The organism is Streptomyces sp. NPDC002181, from assembly GCF_042890485.1.
In the GTDB taxonomy this organism is placed as follows: Bacteria; Actinomycetota; Actinomycetes; order Streptomycetales; family Streptomycetaceae; genus Streptomyces.
Genome location: NZ_JBIASC010000002.1, coordinates 188,916 through 207,461, shown reverse-complemented (window position 1 = coordinate 207,461; position 18,546 = coordinate 188,916). Strand labels below are relative to the sequence as shown.

The window sequence follows — 18,546 nt, the reverse complement described above, 5'->3', positions numbered from 1 at the left end:
CGCCTCGTTCGTCCGGCGTCCACCGCTGTGTACCGCGTACCGCAGGAGTGACGTGCCCGAGACCTCGTCCAGCCCCGGCCCGCCCCCTCTCCCGCCGCTCGCCGCCCAGGCCGAGCGCCTGATCGAGCTCGGGGTGCACGAGCTCGCCCGGATCCCCGCCGATGAACTGCGCGCGTTCGCCTCCGCGCAGGACACCGGCGGCGGCTACGGCGACGACGTCCTGCTCGCCGTCCACCCGGAGCGCGCCCCCGCCTCCGCCCTCGCGCCGCTGCTGCGCCGCGAGGACAAGCCCGGCTTCGTCGTCACCGACATGCCCGACGTAGACGGCTTCGGCCCGCTCGACGCCGTCGAGCTCCCCGAGACCCCGCTGTACGTCGTCACGGGCGTCGACCGGGGCGACCACATGTCCAACTGGAGCCCCGAAGAGGCACTGCCCGCCCTCACGAAGCAGGAGCGCACTCCGCTGCTGCTCACCGAGGGCATCCACTGGGTGCTCCAGCAGCCGGCCGCCCTGGAGCGCAACCGCTGCTTCATGACCATCGGCTCCCGGCTGCGCAAGGCGAACGGCGCCCTGGACGCCCGCACCCCGGCGATCTGGATCAGCAACGGCACCGGCCGGGACGGCCGCGAACGCCGCGAGGCCCCGAAGGTCGGCTGGTGCTGGTGGGGCAACCGCCACACCTGGCTCGGCTTCGCCTCCGCGACGAGCCGCACACCGTGACGCACGAGGGGTGACCGGAAGGCCGCTGTGCTGCAATCGACGTATGCAGCTTGAGGAACTCCGCGAACTGCTGGCCCGGCACGCGCGCCCGGACTGGAGCACCGACATCGAGGGGGTTCGCGTATCGAAGATCGAGAGCCCCCACCCGCCCACGCCGGCCACGTCCGGCACGGTGCTGGCCGTCATCGCCCAGGGGACCAAGCGGCTGGCGCTGGGCGAGCAGGTGTACGAGTACGGGGCCGGCCAGTACCTCGTCGCCTCGGTGGACCTGCCCATCACCGGCAACTTCACCGAGGCGAGCCGCGAGGAACCCGCCCTCGGGTTCGGGCTGACCCTGGAGGCGTCCGCCATCGCCGAGCTGCTGCTCGCCGGACCCGGTGACGCCGTACGCACCCCGGGCGGACCGCACCCCGCCATCGCGGTCAGCGACGCCCCGCCGGAGCTGCTCGACGCGGTGGTCCGGCTGCTGCGCCTGCTGGACCGGCCGCGCGACCGGGCGGTGCTCGCCCCGCTGGTCACACGCGAGATCCTGTGGCTGCTGATCACCGGCGAGCAGGGCGAGACCGTACGGCAGCTCGGTCTCGCCGACAGCAGCCTCAGCCACATCGCGCGGGCGGTGCGCTGGATCCGGGAACACTACGCCGAGCCGTTCCGCGTCGAGGACCTGGCCCGGCTCACCGGCTTGAGCGTGTCCGCCTTCCACCGCAACTTCCGGACGGTGACGGCGATGAGCCCCATCCGCTTCCAGAAGCAGATCCGCCTCTCGGAGGCGCGGCTGATGCTGGCGACGCGCTCAGGGGACGTCACCGGTGTCAGCCTGCGCGTCGGCTACGAGAGCCCGTCGCAGTTCAGCCGCGAGTACCGCAGGCAGTTCGGCGCCTCGCCCAGCCAGGACGCCGCCCTGCTGAGCCGTTCCGCACGCGCCCGGGCGGACGCCCTGCCCTGAGAGGAATGGGCAAGGACGCGGGAGGATCTTTCTTTCGGCGGTGCGCTGCCGGCTGGTTGCCTTGAAGTGTCACATTCCGGGTGGAGCGTACGTACTCCACCGCTTGAGCGGGAGGCACATCATGCAGGTAGCCGTGGTCACGGGCGCGAGCTCGGGCATCGGACGCAGCGCGGCGTTGCGGATCGCCGCACGGGGCGTCGGGGTCGTCCTCACGTACGGATCCGACCGGCAGGGCGGCGAAGACGCCGTCGCCGAGATCGAGAAGCGGGGCGGCACCGCCGTGGCGCTGCCACTGGACATCGCCGACACCGCAGGCTTCCCCGCGTTCCGCGAGGCCGTCGCCGACGCGCTGCGCGCCACCTGGCAGCGCGACACCTTCGACCACCTCGTCAACAACGCGGGATTCGCGGGCCAGTCGATGATCGAGGACACCACCGAGGAGCTCTTCGACCGGCTCGCCGACGGCCTGTTCAAGGGCCCGTTCTTCCTCACCCGGGAGCTGCTGCCGCTGATGGCCGACGGCGGGGCGATCGTCAACACCACCAGCAACTCCGCGCTGCCGCACGTGACGGCACCCGGGTACTCGGTCTATGCCTCGCTGAAGGGCGCCGTGACCGTGCTGACCCGCTACATGGCCAAGGAGTTCAGCCCGCGCGGCATCCGCGTCAACTCCGTCGCACCCGGCGCGACCCGCACCCGGTTCGCCGACAACGCCTTCGAACGGCACCCGGAGATCATCCCGGAGCTGGCGCGCGAGTTCGCGCTCGGGCGGATCGGCGAACCGGAGGACGTCGGCATGGTGATCGCCACCCTGGTCTCCGAGGAAGGCCGCTGGATCACCGCGCAGAACATCGAGGTCTCCGGCGGACAGAACCTCTGAGGTGACCGGTTCCGGTGTGCCGGTGCCCGGTGCCCGGTGCCCGGTGCCCGGTGCCCGGTGCCCGGTGCCCGGTGCCCGGTGCCCGGTGCCCGGTGCCCGTGGCGGTGTCGCCGGACGCCGGGCCCGAGAGCGGCTGGAGCGGCTAGAGCGGCTGGATCCAGCCCTCCAGCGAGGCCATGAAGCCGTCGAAGTCGTCCCGGTGGATGGTGTGTCCGGCGCCGGCGACCGACCGCACTTCGAAACCGCGCTCCTCCAGCAGCGAAGCCCGCTCCGGGGAGATCAGGAAGCTGGGGTCGGCGAGCTGGACGAGCGAGGGGACCACCGGCGCCGCCGGCAGCAGGTCCGTGCCGGACAGCCGGCCCAGGCCGAGCACCGTCGCCTCGTCCCACACGGCGAGGGTCTCCAGCTCGATGTCGATGTCCGCCTCCTCCCAGCGCGGGTTCATCTCCCGGATCCGCTCCCTGGAGGCGGACTTGAACTGCGCGAACACCTCCGGGCCCATTCCCCCGGCGGGACTGGCCAGGTGCCAGGCCGGGTCGGAGAACACCGCGCGCTTCGGCCTCAGCCGGTCCACGGCCAGCGAGAGGGTCAGCCCGCCCAGCGAGTGGCCGATGGCGAGGTCGGCGCCGGCCGGCAGGGTCTCGACGAGGTCCTCGGCGAAGAGCGCCGGATCGTACTCGCCCCGCCCGCTGGCGCCGTGGCCGCGCAGGTCCACGGCGATGACGCGGTAGCCGCGCTCGGCGAGCGCGGGGGCCACCCGGCGCCAGGTCCGGTGGTCGGCCATCATGCCGTGGATCAGGAGCGCGACGCGGTCGCCCTGGCCCCAGGTGTGGGTGTGCAGCTGCACGGTGAAGCCTTTCTCGGAGGGTTCTGGAAGGTTCTGAGAGGGTTCGGCGGTCGCGGAGGCTCCCGGGAGCTCAGCGGACGCTGCGGATCGGCTTCACCGCAAGGGCGCCCGCCACCGCCAGGACCGCCGCGACGATGAACAGCGCGGTGTAGCCGCCGCTCACCGAGACGATCACCGAGGCGATGAACGGCGCGATGATCTGCGGCCCCGCATTGGCGATGTTGAGCACGCCCATGTCGCGGGCCGCGTCCTCCGCCTTCGGGAGCACCATCGTCACGAGCGCCGTGTCGACGGCCATGTACGAACCGAACGCGAGCCCGTTGACGGCCGCGAAGGCGAGCATCGCCGTCCAGCTGTCCGACACGGCCGGGATCACGAGCGCGACGGCCGACAGCAGGGCCGAGGCGCCGACGAAGAGCTTGCGCCGGTCGAGCCGGTCGGAGAGGTACCCGCCGAGGACCGTGGAGACCACCATGGCGACGCTGGTCAGCGGCATCAGCACCGCCACCGCCTCCTCCGGCTCCATCCCGGCGGGCAGCACGGTGTGGTCCTGGAGGATGTACAGCTGGTACCCGCTGACGGCGAAGTACCCGAGGACGAGCAGCGCCCGCCCGATGAAGGCCCAGCGGAAGTCGTGGTCGCGCAGGGCGCCGGTGAACGCGGCCAGTTGCTCCCTGGCCGGCAGCGCGGCGCGCGCCGGGAGGCGCTCCTCGCGGGTGCAGGCGGTGAACAGGACCGCGGCGCCCGCCACGACCGCGCCGAAGAGGAGGTAACCGGTGCGGTAGTCGTCCGAGAACGCGGCGCCGATCAGCGCCCCGAGGGTGGAGCCGAAGGGCAGGCCGAGCCCGACGGCGGCGGAGGCCTTGCCGCGCGCGGACACCGGGACCCGGTCGGGGACCACGGAGGTGACGGCGGCCTGGTAGACGTTCATGACGGCCTGGCCGAGGCACCAGGCGATCGTGATCAGCAGGATCGTGTCGGCGGCGCCCAGCAGGAACATCGCCGGCAGGGCGGCGATTCCGCCGCCCAGGATCCAGGGGTTGCGCCGTCCGCTGCGGTCGGAGAGGGCGCCGGCCACCGGGTTGAAGATCGTGGCGAAGATCGCCGAGACCCCTGCGATCAGGCCGAAGTTGGCGACCTTGGCCGCCGGGTCGACGTCCTCGACCTGGAGGGCGAGAAGGACGCCGCCGACGCCGATGTAGAGCGTGTACATCGCGCTGTTCGCGACGAGCAGCAAGGGGAACAGGCCGCGTCCGGGAGCGCGCGCGGCGCCGGTGGCGGCCGGTGCGGCGGACGCGTCGTCGGGGGTGGCTCCGGTGGTGCCGGTGCCGGAGGAGGAAAGGGCCACGGTGCCCTCCTGGGCGGGTTCTTCGTGCGGATGAGGGTGGGGTCGAGCTGGAGTGGAGCTGAGGTGGGAGGTGCGGGAGGGGGTGTCGGGAGGCGTGGGAAAGGAGTGCCGTGACGGGTGCGGCGCGGGGTGCGGGGAGGGTCCGGGGAAGGTGCGGGGAGGGTGCGCGCCGCCCTGTCGCTGCGGCGGGGGTGCGTCGGATCACGACAGGACGGCGGCACGACGGGACACGGTCGGACACGTGCGGGAGCACCCCCGGGGAACGGGATGTGACGCCCGGGTTACACGTGTCAATGAATCGTGTAACCACTGTGTAGCATTCGTTTCCGGCCATCCGCTAGCCCTCGGGCGCAATCGGTCTGGAAAGATGCCACGGCAATGTCACAGTCATCGAAACCGCCGCAGCCGGCCCCCGTGCCGACCAGCGCCGACGTGGCCCGTCTCGCCGGAGTGTCGCGCGCGACCGTCAGTTACGTCCTCAACAACGCGGAAGCCGTACGCATCAGCGAGCCGACCCGCCGCAAGGTCCGCAGGGCCGCCGAGGAACTCGGGTACGTCCCGCACGCCGCCGCCCGCAGCCTGCGCGCCGGACACACCCGGATCGTGCTGCTGCCCACCTCGCACGTGCCCATCGGGCCGCTCTACAGCGCCTTCCTCAACGAGCTCCAGTGGTCGCTGCGCCGCCTCGACTACACCGTGGTCCAGTACGGCAGCCTCGGCCTCAGCGGCGACGAGGCGGCCCGTGCCTGGGCCGAGCTGCGCCCGGTCGCGGTGATCTCGCTCGGCGAGATCACCCTGTCCGCACACAACGTGGCCACGCTGAAACGGGCCGGCGCCCGTGCGGTGATAACGATGGGACCGGTCGGCGTCCCCGGGGCACACGCCCTGGTGATGGACCAGAGCGAGGTCGGCGCCCGGGCCGCCGCCCACCTCGTCGAGCGCGGGCACCGGCGGATCGGCGTGGCCGTCCCGCAGGAGGAGGGGCTGGAGCTCTTCTCCACCCCGCGGCTGGAGGGCGCCCGCTCGGTGGCGGGCGCCGAGATCGAGGCACTGCCGATGGCGTACTCGGAGGAGTCGGCCGCCGCGCTCGCCGCCCGCTGGCGCTCTCTCGGCCTGGACGCGGTGTTCGCGTACAACGACGAGTACGCGATGCTGCTGATGCGCGCGCTGCTGGACGAGGGGCTGCGGGTCCCCGAGGACGTCGCCGTCATGGGTGCGGACGATCTGCTCATCGGCCGTCTGCTGCGGCCGCGGCTGAGCACCGTGCAGATCGAGCTGCCGACCGGGGACCACCTGGCCGAGCTGGTGGACCGGGCGGTGCGCGAGCCGTCCGAGATCACGCAGCGGCAGGACCTGATCTCGGCGGTGGCCGTCCGGCGGGAGTCGACCTGACGGCCGAGACGGCCGCGACAGCCCGGCGGCCGCGTTGGCCGCGACGGCGCGTGCATGGCCGGCAGGGGGCCGTTGACAGGCGGTGACCTGCGGACGGAGACTTCGGGCGCGCCCCACCGGGCGCGCCCGGCGTCCGACCGGTGCCGACCCCGGCGCCGCCCCGGCGCCGCCCGTACGGATCCGCCCAGGAGAGCCCCCATGAGCATCCGCACCGCCCGCGACGGACGCACCGTCCGCGACGTCTACGTCGTCGACGCCGTCCGCACCCCGATCGGCAAGTTCGGCGGAGCGTACGCCGGGGTCCGCCCCGACGACCTCGCCGCGCACGTCGTCCGCGCGCTGGTGGACCGTACGCCCGACCTCGACCCCGCCCGCATCGACGACGTGGTCTTCGGCGACGCCAACGGCGCGGGCGAGGACAACCGCGACGTGGCCCGGATGGCCGTCCTGCTCGCCGGGCTCCCGGTGTCCGTCCCCGGGGTCACCGTCAACCGGCTCTGCGGCTCCGGCCTCGAAGCGGTGATCCAGGCCGCCCGGGCCATCGCGCTGGGCGACGCCTCGGTCGCCGTCGCGGGCGGCGTGGAGTCGATGAGCCGGGCCCCCTGGGTGGTGCAGAAGCCCGAGCGGCCCTTCCCGGCCGGCCACCAGCAGATGTGGTCCACCACCCTGGGCTGGCGGATGACCAACCCGCGCATGCCCGCGGAGTGGACGGGCTCGCTCGGCGAGGGCGCCGAACTCATCGCGGAGAAGCACGGCATCACCCGTGAGGCCCAGGACCTCTTCGCCCTGGAGAGCCACCGCAAGGCCGCGGCCGCCTGGGCCGCCGGGCAGTACGCGGACGAGGTCGTCGCGTACCCCGGCGTGGACCTCGTACGCGACGAATGCATCCGCGAGGGCTCCACCCCCGAGGCCCTGGCCCGACTGAAGCCCGCCTTCCGCACGGACGGCACCGGTACGGTCACGGCCGCGAACGCCTCCCCGCTCAACGACGGCGCCGCGGCGCTGCTGCTGACCGACGAGGAGGGGCTGGCGGCCACCGGCCGGGAGCCGCTGGCCCGGATCAGCGCCTCCGCGGTCACCGGCATCGAGCCGCAGCTCTTCGGCCTCGGCCCGGTCGACGCCGTACAGCGGGCGCTCGCGAAGGCGGGCCGGAGCCTGGCCGATCTGACGACCGTCGAGCTCAACGAGGCGTTCGCGGCCCAGGCGCTGGGCTGTGTCGCGGCCTGGCCGGAGCTGGACCCGGCCGTGCTCAACCCGCGCGGCGGCGCCATCGCCATCGGGCACCCGCTCGGCGCCTCCGGGGCCCGGCTGGCCGGTTCGGTGGCACACCAACTGGCCGCGGCCGGCTCGGGTACGGGCCTGGCGACGCTGTGCATCGGCGTCGGGCAGGGCATCGCGCTCGTCCTGGAGCGCTGAGCCGGAGCACCGAACGCCCGTACAGCGCCGCGCCGTCGATCGTTTCCGGTCACGACGGCGTGTCAACTGCCCAATAACAGAACAGATGTGGTGCCTCCGGTCTGGCACGATGGCGCGTGCTGCCGCCCCCCGCCCCACCCATCCCCACCGGAGGCCCCGCGCCATGCCGCTCCTCGAACCGACGCTCTGGCAGGACGGACCGACCCTCACCGGGGGCCCCGCCCCGGTCGTAGAACCCGCCACCGGCCGCACCCTGGCCACCCTCGCGCTGGCCGCGCCCGCCGACGTCGCGGAGTCCGCCGTACGGGCCCGGGCCGCCCAGGAGGCCTGGGCGCGGACCGGCCACACGGAGCGGGCCGCCGTCCTGCGCCGCGCCGGAGACCTGTTCGCCGCCCACGCCGAGGAGCTGCGGGACTGGCTGGTGCGGGAGTCGGGCTCCATACCCGGCAAGGCCGACTTCGAGCTGCACGTCGCCGCCCAGGAGTGCTACGAGGCCGCCGCGCTGGCCTCCCGGCCGGCCGGGCAGGTGCTGCCCAGCGAGGCGCCGCGGCTCTCCTTCACCCGCCGGGTCCCGGCGGGCGTGGTGGGGGTGGTGGCCCCGTTCAACGCGCCGCTGATCCTGTCGATCCGCTCGGTCGCCCCGGCCCTCGCCCTCGGCAACGCGGTGCTGCTCAAGCCGGACCGGCGGACCGGTGTCTGCGGCGGCCTCGCGCTCGCCGCCGTCTTCGCGGCCGCGGGACTGCCGGCCGGGCTGCTGCACGTGCTGCCCGGGGGCGCGGAGACCGGGGCGGCGGTCGTCGCCGATCCGCTGGTCCGCGTGGTGTCGTTCACCGGGTCCACCGCCGCCGGGCGGATCGTCGGGGAACTGGCCGGCCGTCATCTCAAGCGTGCCCACCTGGAGTTGGGGGGCAATTCGGCGCTCGTCGTCCTCAGGGACGCCGATGTGGAAGCCGCCGTCGCGCAGGCCTCCTGGGGATCGTTCTTCCACCAGGGCCAGATCTGCATGACGGCCGGCCGCCACCTCGTCCACGCCTCGCTCTACGACGAGTACGTCGAGCGGCTCGCCGCGCGGGCCGAGGCACTGGCGGTGGGGGACCCGTACCGCGAGCGGGTGCACCTGGGACCGCTGATCGACCGCGGCCAGCTGGAGCGGGTGCACGCCCTGGTCGAGGCGAGCACGGAGCGGGGGGCCAAGCTCGTCGTCGGTGGAACGTACGAGGACCTCTTCTACCGGCCGACCGTGCTGGCGGGCGTCGCCGACGACACCCCCGCCTACGCGCAGGAGGTCTTCGGCCCGGTGGCGCCCGTACGGTCCTTCGTGACGGAGGACGAGGCGGTGGCCCTGGCCTCGGCCGGCCCGTACGGACTCTCCCTGGGGATCGTGACCCGGGACGCGGCGCGCGGGCTGGAGCTGGCCGGACGGATCCCGACCGGGATCGCGCACGTCAACGACCAGACCGTGAACGACGAGGCCGTGGCCCCCTTCGGCGGGGTCGGCGCCTCCGGTACCGGGGCCCGGTTCGGCGGTGAGGCGAACCTGGACGCGTTCACGGAGCTGCGCTGGACGACGGTCCGCTCGACTCCGGCGGGGCACCCCTTCTGAGACGGCCCGCCCGCGGACGCTGCGGAATGCGTGGGGCGCGCCGATCGTTCAAGGTGCATACAAGGCAATCAGGAGGTCTGGAACCGTGGCTACTGTCGAGCTCACCAAGGAGAACTTCGACCAGACGGTCAGCGAGAACCCGTTCGTGCTGATCGATTTCTGGGCGGGATGGTGCAGGCCCTGCCTGCAGTTCGCCCCGGTCTACGACAAGGCCTCGGAGGCCAATCCGGACCTGGTGTTCGCCAAGGTGGACACGGAGGCGCAGCAGGAGCTGGCCGCGGCCTTCCAGATCACCTCGATCCCGACGCTGATGATCGTCCGGGACCAGGTGGCGATCTTCTCGCAGCCCGGCGCGCTGCCGGAGGCCGCGCTGACCGACCTGATCGGACAGGCGCGGGCGCTGGACATGGAAGAGGTGCACGCGAAGATCGCCGCGTCGCAGCAGGACGGCCGGACGGGTACCGCGGAGGCCTGAGCGAGGACCCGACGCGCCGACGGCGCGCCGATCCGCAGGCCACGCCGCCGCGCGTCTGCGGCGCGGCCCACGGTCCGCACGTAAGGTGACGGGGAACAAGAGCCCCTGGAACCACGGATGGTGACTGTGTCGGAAGCGGTGGAGTACGACGTCGTGGTGCTCGGCGCGGGACCGGCCGGCGAGAACATCGTGGACCGGACCCGCGCCGCCGGGCTGAGCACGGCCCTGGTGGAGGCCGAGCTCGTCGGCGGCGAGTGCTCGTACTGGGCCTGCGTACCGAGCAAGGCGCTGCTGCGCCCGGCGCTGGCCAGGGCCGAGGCCCGCCGGGTGCCCGGGCTCGCCGGCTCGGTCCAGGGCCCGCTGGACACGGCGGCCGTGCTGGCGCACCGCGACTACTGGACCTCCAGCTGGAAGGACGACGGTGCGGTCGACTGGGTCGAGTCGACCGGCGCCCACCTCTACCGGGGTCACGGCCGCCTCTACGGCGTCCGCAAGGTCGCCGTCACCAGCCCCGAGGGCGAGCACGTGGTGCTCGCCGCCCGGCACGCCGTCGTCGTCGCCACCGGCACCCGCGCCGTCATCCCGGACGTGCCCGGGCTCGCCGGGGCGCGGCCGTGGACCAGCCGCGAGGCCACTTCCGCCCAGCACGCGCCGGGCCGGCTGCTGATCGTGGGCGGCTCCGTGGTGGCCGTGGAGATGGCCACGGCCTGGCAGGCCCTCGGCTCCCGGGTCACGCTGCTCGTACGCGGCTCCGGACTGCTGCCGCGAATGGAGTCCTTCGCGGGGGAGCTGGTCGCCGAGGCGCTGCGCGAGGCCGGCGCGGTGATCCGTACGGACGTCTCCGTCGAGGCGGTCGTACGGGACGGTTCGACCGGGCCGGTCCAGGTCGTACTGGAGGGCGGCGAGATCCTGGAGGGGGACGAGCTGCTGATGGCGACCGGCCGCACCCCGCACACCGAGGACATCGGGCTGGAGACCGTCGGGCTGACGCCCGGGGGCTGGATCCCGGTCGACGAGAGCTGCCGGGTCGAGGGCCACGACTGGCTGTACGCCGTCGGCGACGTGAACCACCGTGCGCTGCTGACCCACCAGGGCAAGTACCAGGGCCGCATCGCCGGGGCCGCCATCGCCGCCCGCGCGGCGGGCGCCCCGGAGCTCGACACCGGCCGCTGGGGCGCGCACGTGGCGAGCGCCGATACGCAGGCCATGCCGCAGGCGGTGTTCACCGACCCGGAGGCGGCCGCGGTGGGCCTCACCCTCGCGGAGGCCGAGCGGGCGGGCCACCGGGTCCGCGCCGTCGACTACGACCTCGGCAAGGTCTCGGGCGCCGGCCTGTACGCCGACGGGTACCGGGGCCGGGCCCGGATGGTCGTCGACCTGGACCGGGAGGTGCTCCTCGGGGCCACCTTCGTCGGCCCGGGCGCGGCCGAGCTGCTGCACGCTGCCACGATCGCGGTCGCGGGGGAGGTGCCGATCGCGCGGCTGTGGCACGCGGTCCCGGCGTTCCCGACGATCAGCGAGATCTGGCTCAGGCTGCTGGAGACGTACCGGGGGTAGCGGATTCCACCCGGTCGGCGCGGCGGTAGCTGCCGCCGTCCCGGGTGCGGGTCAGCAGGCCCGAGGTGATCAGGTAGCGCCGCAGCGCCGAGCAGTCCTCGTGCACCGTGCGCAGCGCGTCGTTCACCTCGGGCTCCGTGTAGGTCCGGCCCTCCTCGAAGAGGGTCTCGGCGAGGTGGGCGAGCAGCTGCTCGCGGCGGGCGACCTTGCGGGGGACGGCGATGAGCCGGCCGCCGGAGAAGAGGTCGGCTACTCGGCGCTCTTTCTGTGACATGACAGCGACCCTCTCCGACATCCCGCGCGTCCGGCAACGCATTTATGCCCTCGGCCGGGGCTCGGGACCAACTCCCCTTAAAAGTGACGGTCGTTCATCTTACTGAGCGGTAGACCTCGCCAGTACCCTCCCCGTGACCGCTTCCTGCCCCACGGAGGAGCACGCATGCGACGTCCCACCGCTCGCCTGAGAACCGCCTTGGCCGCCGGGGTGATCGCCCTCGGCGCCGCCCTGCTCACCCCGCCCCCGCCCGCCGCGGCCGCCGATCCCGTACCGCTGCCCATCGCCGACTACTGCGGCGGCCAGTGCGCGGACATCCTGCCGCCCGGACAGAACGGCAACGCGACCCTCGCCCAGATCCTCCTGCACAAGGCGTTCGGCACGATGCCGGCCCACGCCTCGGACCAACTGGCCCGCTACGACTCGCTGGTGGCCGGATATCCGGGGCTCACCGACGCCAAGGTCAACGACTTCTTCAACGACGCCTCCTTCGGCGTCCCGGCCAACCAGGTCGAGTCGGCCACCAGCCCGCGCGCCGACGTCACCATCACCCGCGACAAGAAGACCGGCGTCCCCCACATCAAGGGCACCACCCGCTACGGGACTTCCTACGGCGCCGGATTCGCCGCCGCCCAGGACCGCCTCTGGCAGATGGACCTCTTCCGCCACGTCGGCCGCGGCGACCTGACCCCGTTCGCCGGCGGCGCCCTCGCCAACCAGGGCCTGGAGCAGCAGTTCTGGCCGCAGGCCCCGTACACCGAGGCCGATCTCCAGGCGCAGGTGGACCGGATCCGCACCACCGAGGGCGACCGGGGCCGCCTCGCAATGGAGGACGCGCAGGCGTACGTCGACGGGATCAACGCCTATCGCGTCCAGTCCAAGAACGGCCGCTACTTCCCCGGGGAGTACGTGCTCACCGGCCACATCGACTCGATCACCAACGCCGGCGAGATCCAGCCGTTCAAGGTCACCGACCTGATCGCCCTCGCCTCCGTCGTGGGCGGGCTCTTCGGGGGTGGAGGCGGCGGCGAGGTGCAGGCCGCGCTGTCCCTGCTCGCCGCGCAGCAGAAGTACGGCCTGGAGGAGGGCACCCGGGTCTGGGAGTCCTTCCGCGAGCGCGACGACCCCGAGGCCGTGCTCACGGTCCACGACGGCAGCAGCTTCCCGTACGCGCAGAAGCCCGTGAACCCGCAGGGCACCGCGCTCCCGGACCCCGGCTCGGTCACCGCCGAGCAGCTCGTCCACGACCGCACGGGCGCCGCGGCCACGGCGGCCGCAGTGAACCCGCCCAAGCCGGTCAAGCAGAGCATGTCCAACGCCCTGCTCGTGTCGGGGGCGAAGACCGCGAGCGGCCACCCCGTCGCCGTCTTCGGCCCGCAGACGGGCTACCTCGCGCCCCAGCTCCTCATGCTCCAGGAGATCCAGGGCCCCGGCATCAGCGCCCGCGGCGCGTCCTTCGCCGGGGTGAGCATGTACGTCCAGCTCGGCCGCGGCCAGGACTACGCCTGGAGCGCCACCTCCGCCGGGCAGGACATCACCGACACCTTCGCCGTCGAGCTGTGCGAGCCGGGCGGGGGCACGCCGACCACCGCGAGCGCCTCGTACCTCTACCGGGGCACCTGCACCCCCATGGAGAAGCTGGAGCGCACCAACGCCTGGAAGTCCTCGGTGGCCGACCCGACGCCGAGCGGCTCGTACCGGATGCAGGTCTGGCGGACGAACTACGGCATCGTCACCCACCGCGCCACCGTGGCGGGCAAACCCGTGGCTTACACCGCGCTCCGCTCCACGTACCGGCACGAGGCCGACTCGATCATCGGCTTCCAGATGCTCAACGACCCCTCGTACGTGACGGACGCGCGGACCTTCCAGCAGGCCGCCGAGCACATCGGCTACGCCTTCAACTGGTTCTACGCCGACGCGCGCGAAGCGGCCTACTACAACAGCGGGTTGAACCCGGTCCGGCCGTCCGGGGTCGATGCCGCGCTGCCGATCGCGGGCAAGCAGGCGTACGAGTGGCAGGGCTTCGACCCGGCGGCCAACACCGCCGCCTACACCCCGCCGGCCGAGCACCCGCAGTCCATCGGGCAGGACTACTACGTCAGTTGGAACAACAAGCAGGCCAAGGACTACGCCGCGGCCGGGTTCGGCATGGGCTCCGTGCACCGCGGGGACCTCCTCGACCAGCGGGTCAAACCGCTCGTCGCCGCGGGCGGGGTCACCCGGGCAAAGCTCACCCAGGCCATGGCGGACGCGGCCGTCACCGACCTGCGGGCCGAGAACCTGCTGCCCGAGCTGCTCGCCGTGCTGCGCAGCGGACCGGTCACCGATCCGGCGGTGGCCGCCGCGGTCGACAAGCTGGCCGCGTGGCAGGCGGCGGGCACCGAGCGCAAGGAGACCGCTCAGGGCTCGAAGACGTACGCGTACGCCGATGCCGTCCGGATCATGGACGCCTGGTGGCCGCTGCTGATCGAGGCCGAGTTCAAACCGGGCCTCGGGGCGCCGCTCTACGACGCCCTGCGGGCCTCGCTGACCGTGGACGAGGCGCCCAACGCGGGCCACGGGCCCACCGGTTCGCACGCCGGGTCGGCGTTCCAGTACGGCTGGTGGAGCTACGCGGACAAGGACCTGCGCACGGTGCTCGGACGCCCGGTCGCCGGTCCGCTGGCCAAGGCGTACTGCGGCGGCGGCTCGCTGTCCGCGTGCCGCGACGCGATGGCGGCCACGCTCAAGCAGGCGGCCGCCGCGACCCCGGCGTCGGTGTACCCGGCCGACGGGACCTGCGCGGCGGGCAACCAGTGGTGCGCGGACTCGATCGTGCAGCGTCCGGTGGGCGGCCTGAGCCACCCGCAGATCAACTGGCAGAACCGGCCGACGTACCAGCAGGTGGTGGAGTTCCCGGCACACCGCTGAGCCCCGTACGGGCAGAGGCCCGCCGGCCCCGGATCGCTCCCGGGCCGGCGGGCCTCCTCATCAGGTCCGTTGCCGTCTGTCAGGGGCCGTCTCTCAGGGGCCGACGGTGATCTGCTGCGCCGGGTCGGTCGTGTCGCTGACCTTGTACACGGCGTTGAAGACGGACGAGGTCGCGCTGGTCGGACAGCCGAACCCGCCGGTGACCGTGACCGGTACGGAGGAGTTCGTGAAGGTCAGGCTCGGCGGGGCGCCGTTCGCCCAGGTCCCGGCGACGTTCGCCGGCGCGGTCGGTGCGGCGGTGACCGTACAGGTGGCGAGGCCGGACGTCTGCACGACGAGCCCGCCGGTCGGGACGGTCATCGTGGCGGTGATCGGGGAGCCGTCCTGCATCGACACCGACCAGGAACCACTGGTGGTGACCGTCGGGGTCACGCCCCAGATGCTCGACGTACAGGAGCTGTACGTGGGCGGGGAGATCGGCGACGAGACGGGCCCGGAGGCGTTCTGGTTCCCGGGGGCGGCCGGGACGGTGCCGGTGGAGACGGAGACCGTACAAGTCACGGTCACCGAACCGGCCTTGAGGGTGGCCTTGCCGCTGAGGGTGGCCTTGAACGAATGCCCGGCCGGGGTGACGGTGGTCGATCCGGCCAGCGGCGCGGGCGCGGCGGTGGCGGTGACCGAGGCCACCGACAGCGCTCCGGCGGCGGCCAACCCGAGGGCGAGCGCGGTACGCGTGCGACTCATGGCTGTGCTCCTTGGGGATCGGGGTGCGCGGTGGTGCCGGTTGGGGTGGTTCGCGTGGGGGTGGGGGACTGCGGTTCGTGCGGCTCGGAGGACTTGGAGGGTTCGGGGGGCTCGGAGGACTCGGGGGGTTCGGGGGGTTCGGGGGAGGGGCGCCGGGCGCCGGCGTTCGGCTGCCAGGCGAACATCAGGCCGCCGCCGAGGATCCCGAGCAGGGTGCCGATCAGGAACCCGCCGAGGTTCGACATGATCAGCGCGGCGGTGGCGATGAGCGTGGTGAGGACACCGGCGAGGCTTCGCTGGGCGGGCGAGAACCAGGCGGTGAGGCCGAGCACGATCATGACGATGCCCATCAGGACGGACGGGATGCCCGCGATGCCCTGCTGGAGCATCACCTTCAGCGGTGCGAGCGGCAGGGCACAGATCTCGGCCCCGGCGAGGATCGCGAAGAACCCTCCCCAGAACGGCCTGCTCCGACGCCACTGCCGCCACCGCCGCCAGAGGCTCAGAAGCATTCCTTCTTGCCCTTGCTGATGTTCATGCTGAGCCCGGAGAGCTTGAAGGTGCCCGCGTTCGTGGCCCAGGCCGTCTGCTGCAGATCGGTGATGCTGACCGTGTCCGCCTGCTGGGCGAACAGGTCCTGCATGCCCACGGCTTCCGCCGGCCCCTTGTCGAGGGTGGAGGCGTCGCGGCCGATCTCGATGTTGCTGAACACGGCGTCGCCGGCGAGCTGGGTGGCGTCGACGAAGAGGTTGCTGGCCTCGACGGGGGCCTTCTTGCCCGCGGTGAGGTTGAGCGAGATGTCGCCGACGACCGGGAGCGTGGTGACGACCGACTGGCAGAGGCTGTGGAGCTTGGCCTCCTTGATGGCGGTGACCGCCACGGGGATGAGCTCCTCGCGGGCGTTGACGTCGATACTGCCGTACTGGGCGAAACCCTCGCCCTCCAGGCTCGTCGCCGACACCTTGAACTGCTGGCCCGATACCGCGAAGGAGGCGGCGAGCGCGCCCTGGGCGAGGGCGATGCCGAGGCCCGCGGTCACGGCGATGGCGGGGACGGTCAGGACGGCGAAGCGGCGCCAGCGGACGCGGCCGCCTCCCTCGCCGTCTCTGCCCTCGTCTCTGCCGGGCGGGGCGGAGGAATCCGATAAGTTGGGGGAATCTGCCATGAGATCGTCCCTTATTCCGGCTGTGCACCGTTGTTACCGACGAGTTGAATGTAAGAGTGCCAATGGGGGTTGGCAAGGTTGTTCGACCGTGCCTTTTCGGCCGACTCCTACCGGTCGGTTACCAGTTCCCGGGAGGGCTCACGCGTCCTTGCGGAGCAGTTCGGCGACCTCCGCCTCCACCCGCCGCGCCATCGCGCGGGCGAACTCCGAAGCCACGACCTCGCCCGCCACCGGACGCAGCGCGGCCACCGCGTCCGAGACGTGATCCAGTTGGGTGGCCGAAAGCCGCTCCAGTCCGTCCGGTCCGATCACATGCCGCCGGAACAGTCCGACGAACCGGTCGGCGACCGCGGCCGCCTGCGTCTGCACGAAGTCCCCCGCGTCGAGGATCTCCGCGAGCGGTACGCCCTGGCGCACGAGCGTGAGCGTGGCCTCCAGCAGCCGCCTGCTCCGGTGCGTCACCCGGTCGCCGTCGATCCGTACGTACCCCAGCTCCGCGGCGCGCCGGGTGTCCTCGGCCGTCCCCGCCGGGCCGAACAGCTCGCGCAGCTCGGCGAGGGACATGGTCACCGGCTCCTCGTGGACCCAGTCGCGGGTCATCGCCCGCTCGAAGCCCAGGAGTTGGGACAGGCCGCCGCCGGCCTCCCAGGCGTGCAGCAGCTCCGCGATGCCGTTGACGGTGTACCCGCGCCCGAGGAGGTCGCTGATCAGGCGCAGCCGGGTCAGGTGGTCCGCGGAGTACCAGGCGATGCGGCCCTCGCGGCGCGGCGGCGGGAGCAGCCCGCGTTCCTGGTAGTAGCGCAGGTTGCGCACCTTGACGCCGGCCGCGCGGGCCAGGTCCTCGCGGCGGTAGCGCGGGCGGTCACCGGCGCCGTCCGCGCTGCCGTCCGTACGGCTCGGCGCGTTGCCGTCCGTACGGCTCGGCGCATTGCCGTCCGTACCGTCGTCTTCTCGTACCTGGCTGCTCACGCGGCCGAGTGTAGGACGAACCGGGGGAGCTACCGGCGGGTGTACCGGCAGGTCACATGGGGCGCGGCCGCTCTTCCTGCTTGACCGCCCGCAGCACCACGAACTTCGGTTCGCTCGCGGCGACTTCGCTGTTGCCGAAGAGGCGGCGCAGATGGGTGTGGTAGCCCATGTGGCGGTTGGCGACCACCCACAGCTCACCGCCCGGGCGCAGCACCTTGCGCGACTGGGCGAACATGCGCAGCGCCGTCGCGTCCGTCGTCGCCTGGTGGGAGTGGAACGGCGGGTTGCACAGCACCAGGTCGACCGAGCCCGGGTCCAGCATGGCCACGCCGTCGCCGACCAGGAAGTCGGCCCGCTCCCGCTCGCGCTGGACGTTGGCGCGGAAGGTGGCCTTGGCCGAGGCGACGGCCTGGTACGACTCGTCGGTGAAGACGATCTCGGCCTTGGGGTCGGCGACCGCGACGGCCGTGCCGACGATGCCGTTGCCGCAGCCCAGGTCCACGACGCGGGCGCCGTTCGTGTTGTTCGGGATGCTCTGGAGGAAGAAGCGGGTGCCCACGTCGAGCCGGTCCGCGCAGAAGATGCCGGCGTGGTTGACGGCGGTCAGGCCGGAGCCCGAGCCCGCGTCCTCGTCCAGGGTGTACGTCACCGGCCACGGGTCGACGGCGCGCGTCGAGGTGGCGCTGGGCGTGCAGAAGATCAGCCGGGCCTTCTTCTCGGCGAGCGAGGTCCTGGTCGGGCCGAGGATCTTCTCGAAGAGCTTCAGCGTGGAGGTGTGGATCTCCTTGACCATGCCCGTGCCCACGACGACCGTGCCGGCGTGCACGTGCGGGGCCAGCCGGTACAGCTGGTCCTCCAGCAGCGCCAGGCTCTTGGGCACGCGTACGAGCAGTACGTCGATCCGCTCGGGCGGCGCGTCCTGCGTGGTCAGCAGCCGCACCGTGGACTTCGCGGTGCCGATCCCGGCACGGTCCAGGTTGGCGGCGGTGCCGGCCCGGGCGAGGTAGGAGTCGGTGATCTGCGCGGGGTGGTACGCGGCCAGGGCCGTGGTGAGCGCCCCCCAGCGGTCCCCGAGGATGGTGATCTGCCCGGCGCCGGCCAGGTCCACCGGGCCGTGATCGCCCGTACCGGCGTCGAGGTGGCGCAGCAGGTACTCGTCGGCGGCGTCCCAGGCGCGGAGCTGGTCGCGCGGGTCTTCGGGGAAGCGGGTGAGCTCGTAGGAGCCGAAAGGCGTGGTCAGACGGTTCATCGTGACCCCAGGCTAACCGAGGCGGCGGCCCGGCTCCGCACCATCCG

Annotated in this window: 17 protein-coding genes; 9 read left to right on the top strand and 8 right to left on the bottom strand. The window is 72.8% G+C overall.

The features are described 5' to 3' along the window. The first annotated feature begins 52 nt into the window (after positions 1–52). The 3 genes from ACFYXV_RS07150 (at position 53) to ACFYXV_RS07140 (ending at position 2,547) form a co-directional block, all read left to right on the top strand. Entirely contained in the window at positions 53–721 is a 669-nt protein-coding gene (locus tag ACFYXV_RS07150) for a DUF5701 family protein (protein ID WP_389382245.1), read from the top strand. Between the two features lie 43 nt (positions 722–764). Continuing rightward, complete coding sequence (locus ACFYXV_RS07145) at positions 765–1,667, top strand: AraC family transcriptional regulator N-terminal domain-containing protein (RefSeq protein WP_385468936.1); 903 nt, start codon at positions 765–767, stop codon at positions 1,665–1,667. A 121-nt stretch (positions 1,668–1,788) separates the two neighbouring features. Beyond that, positions 1,789–2,547: an SDR family NAD(P)-dependent oxidoreductase gene (locus ACFYXV_RS07140; protein WP_385468939.1), complete on the top strand. Its 759-nt coding sequence runs from the start codon at positions 1,789–1,791 to the stop codon at positions 2,545–2,547. A 142-nt stretch (positions 2,548–2,689) separates the two neighbouring features. Here the strand turns inward: ACFYXV_RS07140 and ACFYXV_RS07135 are convergent, their stop codons facing one another. Then, the gene (locus tag ACFYXV_RS07135) at positions 2,690–3,394 is read right to left on the bottom strand and encodes an alpha/beta fold hydrolase (protein ID WP_389382244.1); all 705 of its coding nucleotides are present in this window, start codon (positions 3,392–3,394) and stop codon (positions 2,690–2,692) included. A gap of 70 nt (positions 3,395–3,464) precedes the next feature. Next, positions 3,465–4,742: an MFS transporter gene (locus tag ACFYXV_RS07130; protein WP_389382243.1), complete on the bottom strand. Its 1,278-nt coding sequence runs from the start codon at positions 4,740–4,742 to the stop codon at positions 3,465–3,467. 378 nt (positions 4,743–5,120) lie between these two features. On the opposite strand from ACFYXV_RS07130, the gene ACFYXV_RS07125 reads away from it, so the two are divergent. The 5 genes from ACFYXV_RS07125 (at position 5,121) to ACFYXV_RS07105 (ending at position 11,185) form a co-directional block, all read left to right on the top strand. Next, a complete protein-coding gene (locus ACFYXV_RS07125; protein ID WP_385468948.1) occupies positions 5,121–6,134 on the top strand; it encodes a LacI family DNA-binding transcriptional regulator in 1,014 nt (337 codons plus the stop codon). Between the two features lie 198 nt (positions 6,135–6,332). Next, positions 6,333–7,550 carry a thiolase family protein gene (locus tag ACFYXV_RS07120; RefSeq protein WP_385468951.1) on the top strand — a complete coding sequence of 406 codons (1,218 nt, stop codon included), beginning with the start codon at positions 6,333–6,335 and terminating at the stop codon, positions 7,548–7,550. A 163-nt stretch (positions 7,551–7,713) separates the two neighbouring features. After that, on the top strand, positions 7,714–9,153 hold the full coding sequence (locus ACFYXV_RS07115) for an aldehyde dehydrogenase family protein (protein WP_389382242.1): 1,440 nt from the start codon (positions 7,714–7,716) through the stop codon (positions 9,151–9,153). A gap of 85 nt (positions 9,154–9,238) precedes the next feature. Next, the gene (locus ACFYXV_RS07110) at positions 9,239–9,628 is read left to right on the top strand and encodes a thioredoxin family protein (protein ID WP_385468957.1); all 390 of its coding nucleotides are present in this window, start codon (positions 9,239–9,241) and stop codon (positions 9,626–9,628) included. A 117-nt stretch (positions 9,629–9,745) separates the two neighbouring features. Beyond that, the gene (locus tag ACFYXV_RS07105; RefSeq protein WP_385468960.1) at positions 9,746–11,185 is read left to right on the top strand and encodes a dihydrolipoyl dehydrogenase family protein; all 1,440 of its coding nucleotides are present in this window, start codon (positions 9,746–9,748) and stop codon (positions 11,183–11,185) included. On the opposite strand, the gene ACFYXV_RS07100 is transcribed toward ACFYXV_RS07105, so the two are convergent. After that, positions 11,157–11,459, bottom strand: a complete 303-nt coding sequence (locus ACFYXV_RS07100; RefSeq protein ID WP_389382241.1) for a DUF2087 domain-containing protein — start codon at positions 11,457–11,459, stop codon at positions 11,157–11,159. The genes ACFYXV_RS07105 and ACFYXV_RS07100 overlap by 29 nt on opposite strands. A 165-nt stretch (positions 11,460–11,624) precedes the next feature. On the opposite strand from ACFYXV_RS07100, the gene ACFYXV_RS07095 reads away from it, so the two are divergent. Beyond that, on the top strand, positions 11,625–14,372 hold the full coding sequence (locus ACFYXV_RS07095; protein ID WP_389382240.1) for a penicillin acylase family protein: 2,748 nt from the start codon (positions 11,625–11,627) through the stop codon (positions 14,370–14,372). A 93-nt stretch (positions 14,373–14,465) separates the two neighbouring features. Here ACFYXV_RS07095 and ACFYXV_RS07090 read toward each other — a convergent pair whose 3' ends face one another. From ACFYXV_RS07090 to ACFYXV_RS07070, 5 genes are all read right to left on the bottom strand, one after another. Beyond that, positions 14,466–15,116 (bottom strand): hypothetical protein, encoded by a 651-nt coding sequence (locus ACFYXV_RS07090; RefSeq protein ID WP_385468969.1) that lies wholly within the window; start codon positions 15,114–15,116, stop codon positions 14,466–14,468. Continuing rightward, positions 15,113–15,628, bottom strand: a complete 516-nt coding sequence (locus ACFYXV_RS07085) for a DUF6114 domain-containing protein (RefSeq protein ID WP_389382239.1) — start codon at positions 15,626–15,628, stop codon at positions 15,113–15,115. Before ACFYXV_RS07085 ends, ACFYXV_RS07090 begins: the two co-directional genes overlap by 4 nt. Further along, positions 15,619–16,281, bottom strand: a complete 663-nt coding sequence (locus tag ACFYXV_RS07080; protein WP_383348635.1) for a DUF6230 family protein — start codon at positions 16,279–16,281, stop codon at positions 15,619–15,621. Before ACFYXV_RS07080 ends, ACFYXV_RS07085 begins: the two co-directional genes overlap by 10 nt. A 138-nt stretch (positions 16,282–16,419) precedes the next feature. Then, on the bottom strand, positions 16,420–17,250 hold the full coding sequence (locus tag ACFYXV_RS07075) for a MerR family transcriptional regulator (protein ID WP_389382238.1): 831 nt from the start codon (positions 17,248–17,250) through the stop codon (positions 16,420–16,422). A gap of 52 nt (positions 17,251–17,302) precedes the next feature. Next, positions 17,303–18,490 carry a methyltransferase gene (locus ACFYXV_RS07070; RefSeq protein WP_385469068.1) on the bottom strand — a complete coding sequence of 396 codons (1,188 nt, stop codon included), beginning with the start codon at positions 18,488–18,490 and terminating at the stop codon, positions 17,303–17,305. Between the last annotated feature and the right edge of the window lie 56 nt (positions 18,491–18,546).

Coding starts and splice junctions, on each gene's coding strand:
- ACFYXV_RS07145 (WP_385468936.1), top strand. CDS start 765: ATGCAGCTTGAGGAACTCCGCGAACTGCTGGCCCGGCACGCGCGCCCG.
- ACFYXV_RS07140 (WP_385468939.1), top strand. CDS start 1,789: ATGCAGGTAGCCGTGGTCACGGGCGCGAGCTCGGGCATCGGACGCAGC.
- ACFYXV_RS07125 (WP_385468948.1), top strand. CDS start 5,121: ATGTCACAGTCATCGAAACCGCCGCAGCCGGCCCCCGTGCCGACCAGC.
- ACFYXV_RS07120 (WP_385468951.1), top strand. CDS start 6,333: ATGAGCATCCGCACCGCCCGCGACGGACGCACCGTCCGCGACGTCTAC.
- ACFYXV_RS07115 (WP_389382242.1), top strand. CDS start 7,714: ATGCCGCTCCTCGAACCGACGCTCTGGCAGGACGGACCGACCCTCACC.
- ACFYXV_RS07105 (WP_385468960.1), top strand. CDS start 9,746: ATGGTGACTGTGTCGGAAGCGGTGGAGTACGACGTCGTGGTGCTCGGC.
- ACFYXV_RS07100 (WP_389382241.1), bottom strand. CDS start 11,459: ATGTCACAGAAAGAGCGCCGAGTAGCCGACCTCTTCTCCGGCGGCCGG.
- ACFYXV_RS07095 (WP_389382240.1), top strand. CDS start 11,625: ATGCGACGTCCCACCGCTCGCCTGAGAACCGCCTTGGCCGCCGGGGTG.
- ACFYXV_RS07090 (WP_385468969.1), bottom strand. CDS start 15,116: ATGAGTCGCACGCGTACCGCGCTCGCCCTCGGGTTGGCCGCCGCCGGA.
- ACFYXV_RS07085 (WP_389382239.1), bottom strand. CDS start 15,628: ATGCTTCTGAGCCTCTGGCGGCGGTGGCGGCAGTGGCGTCGGAGCAGG.
- ACFYXV_RS07080 (WP_383348635.1), bottom strand. CDS start 16,281: ATGGCAGATTCCCCCAACTTATCGGATTCCTCCGCCCCGCCCGGCAGA.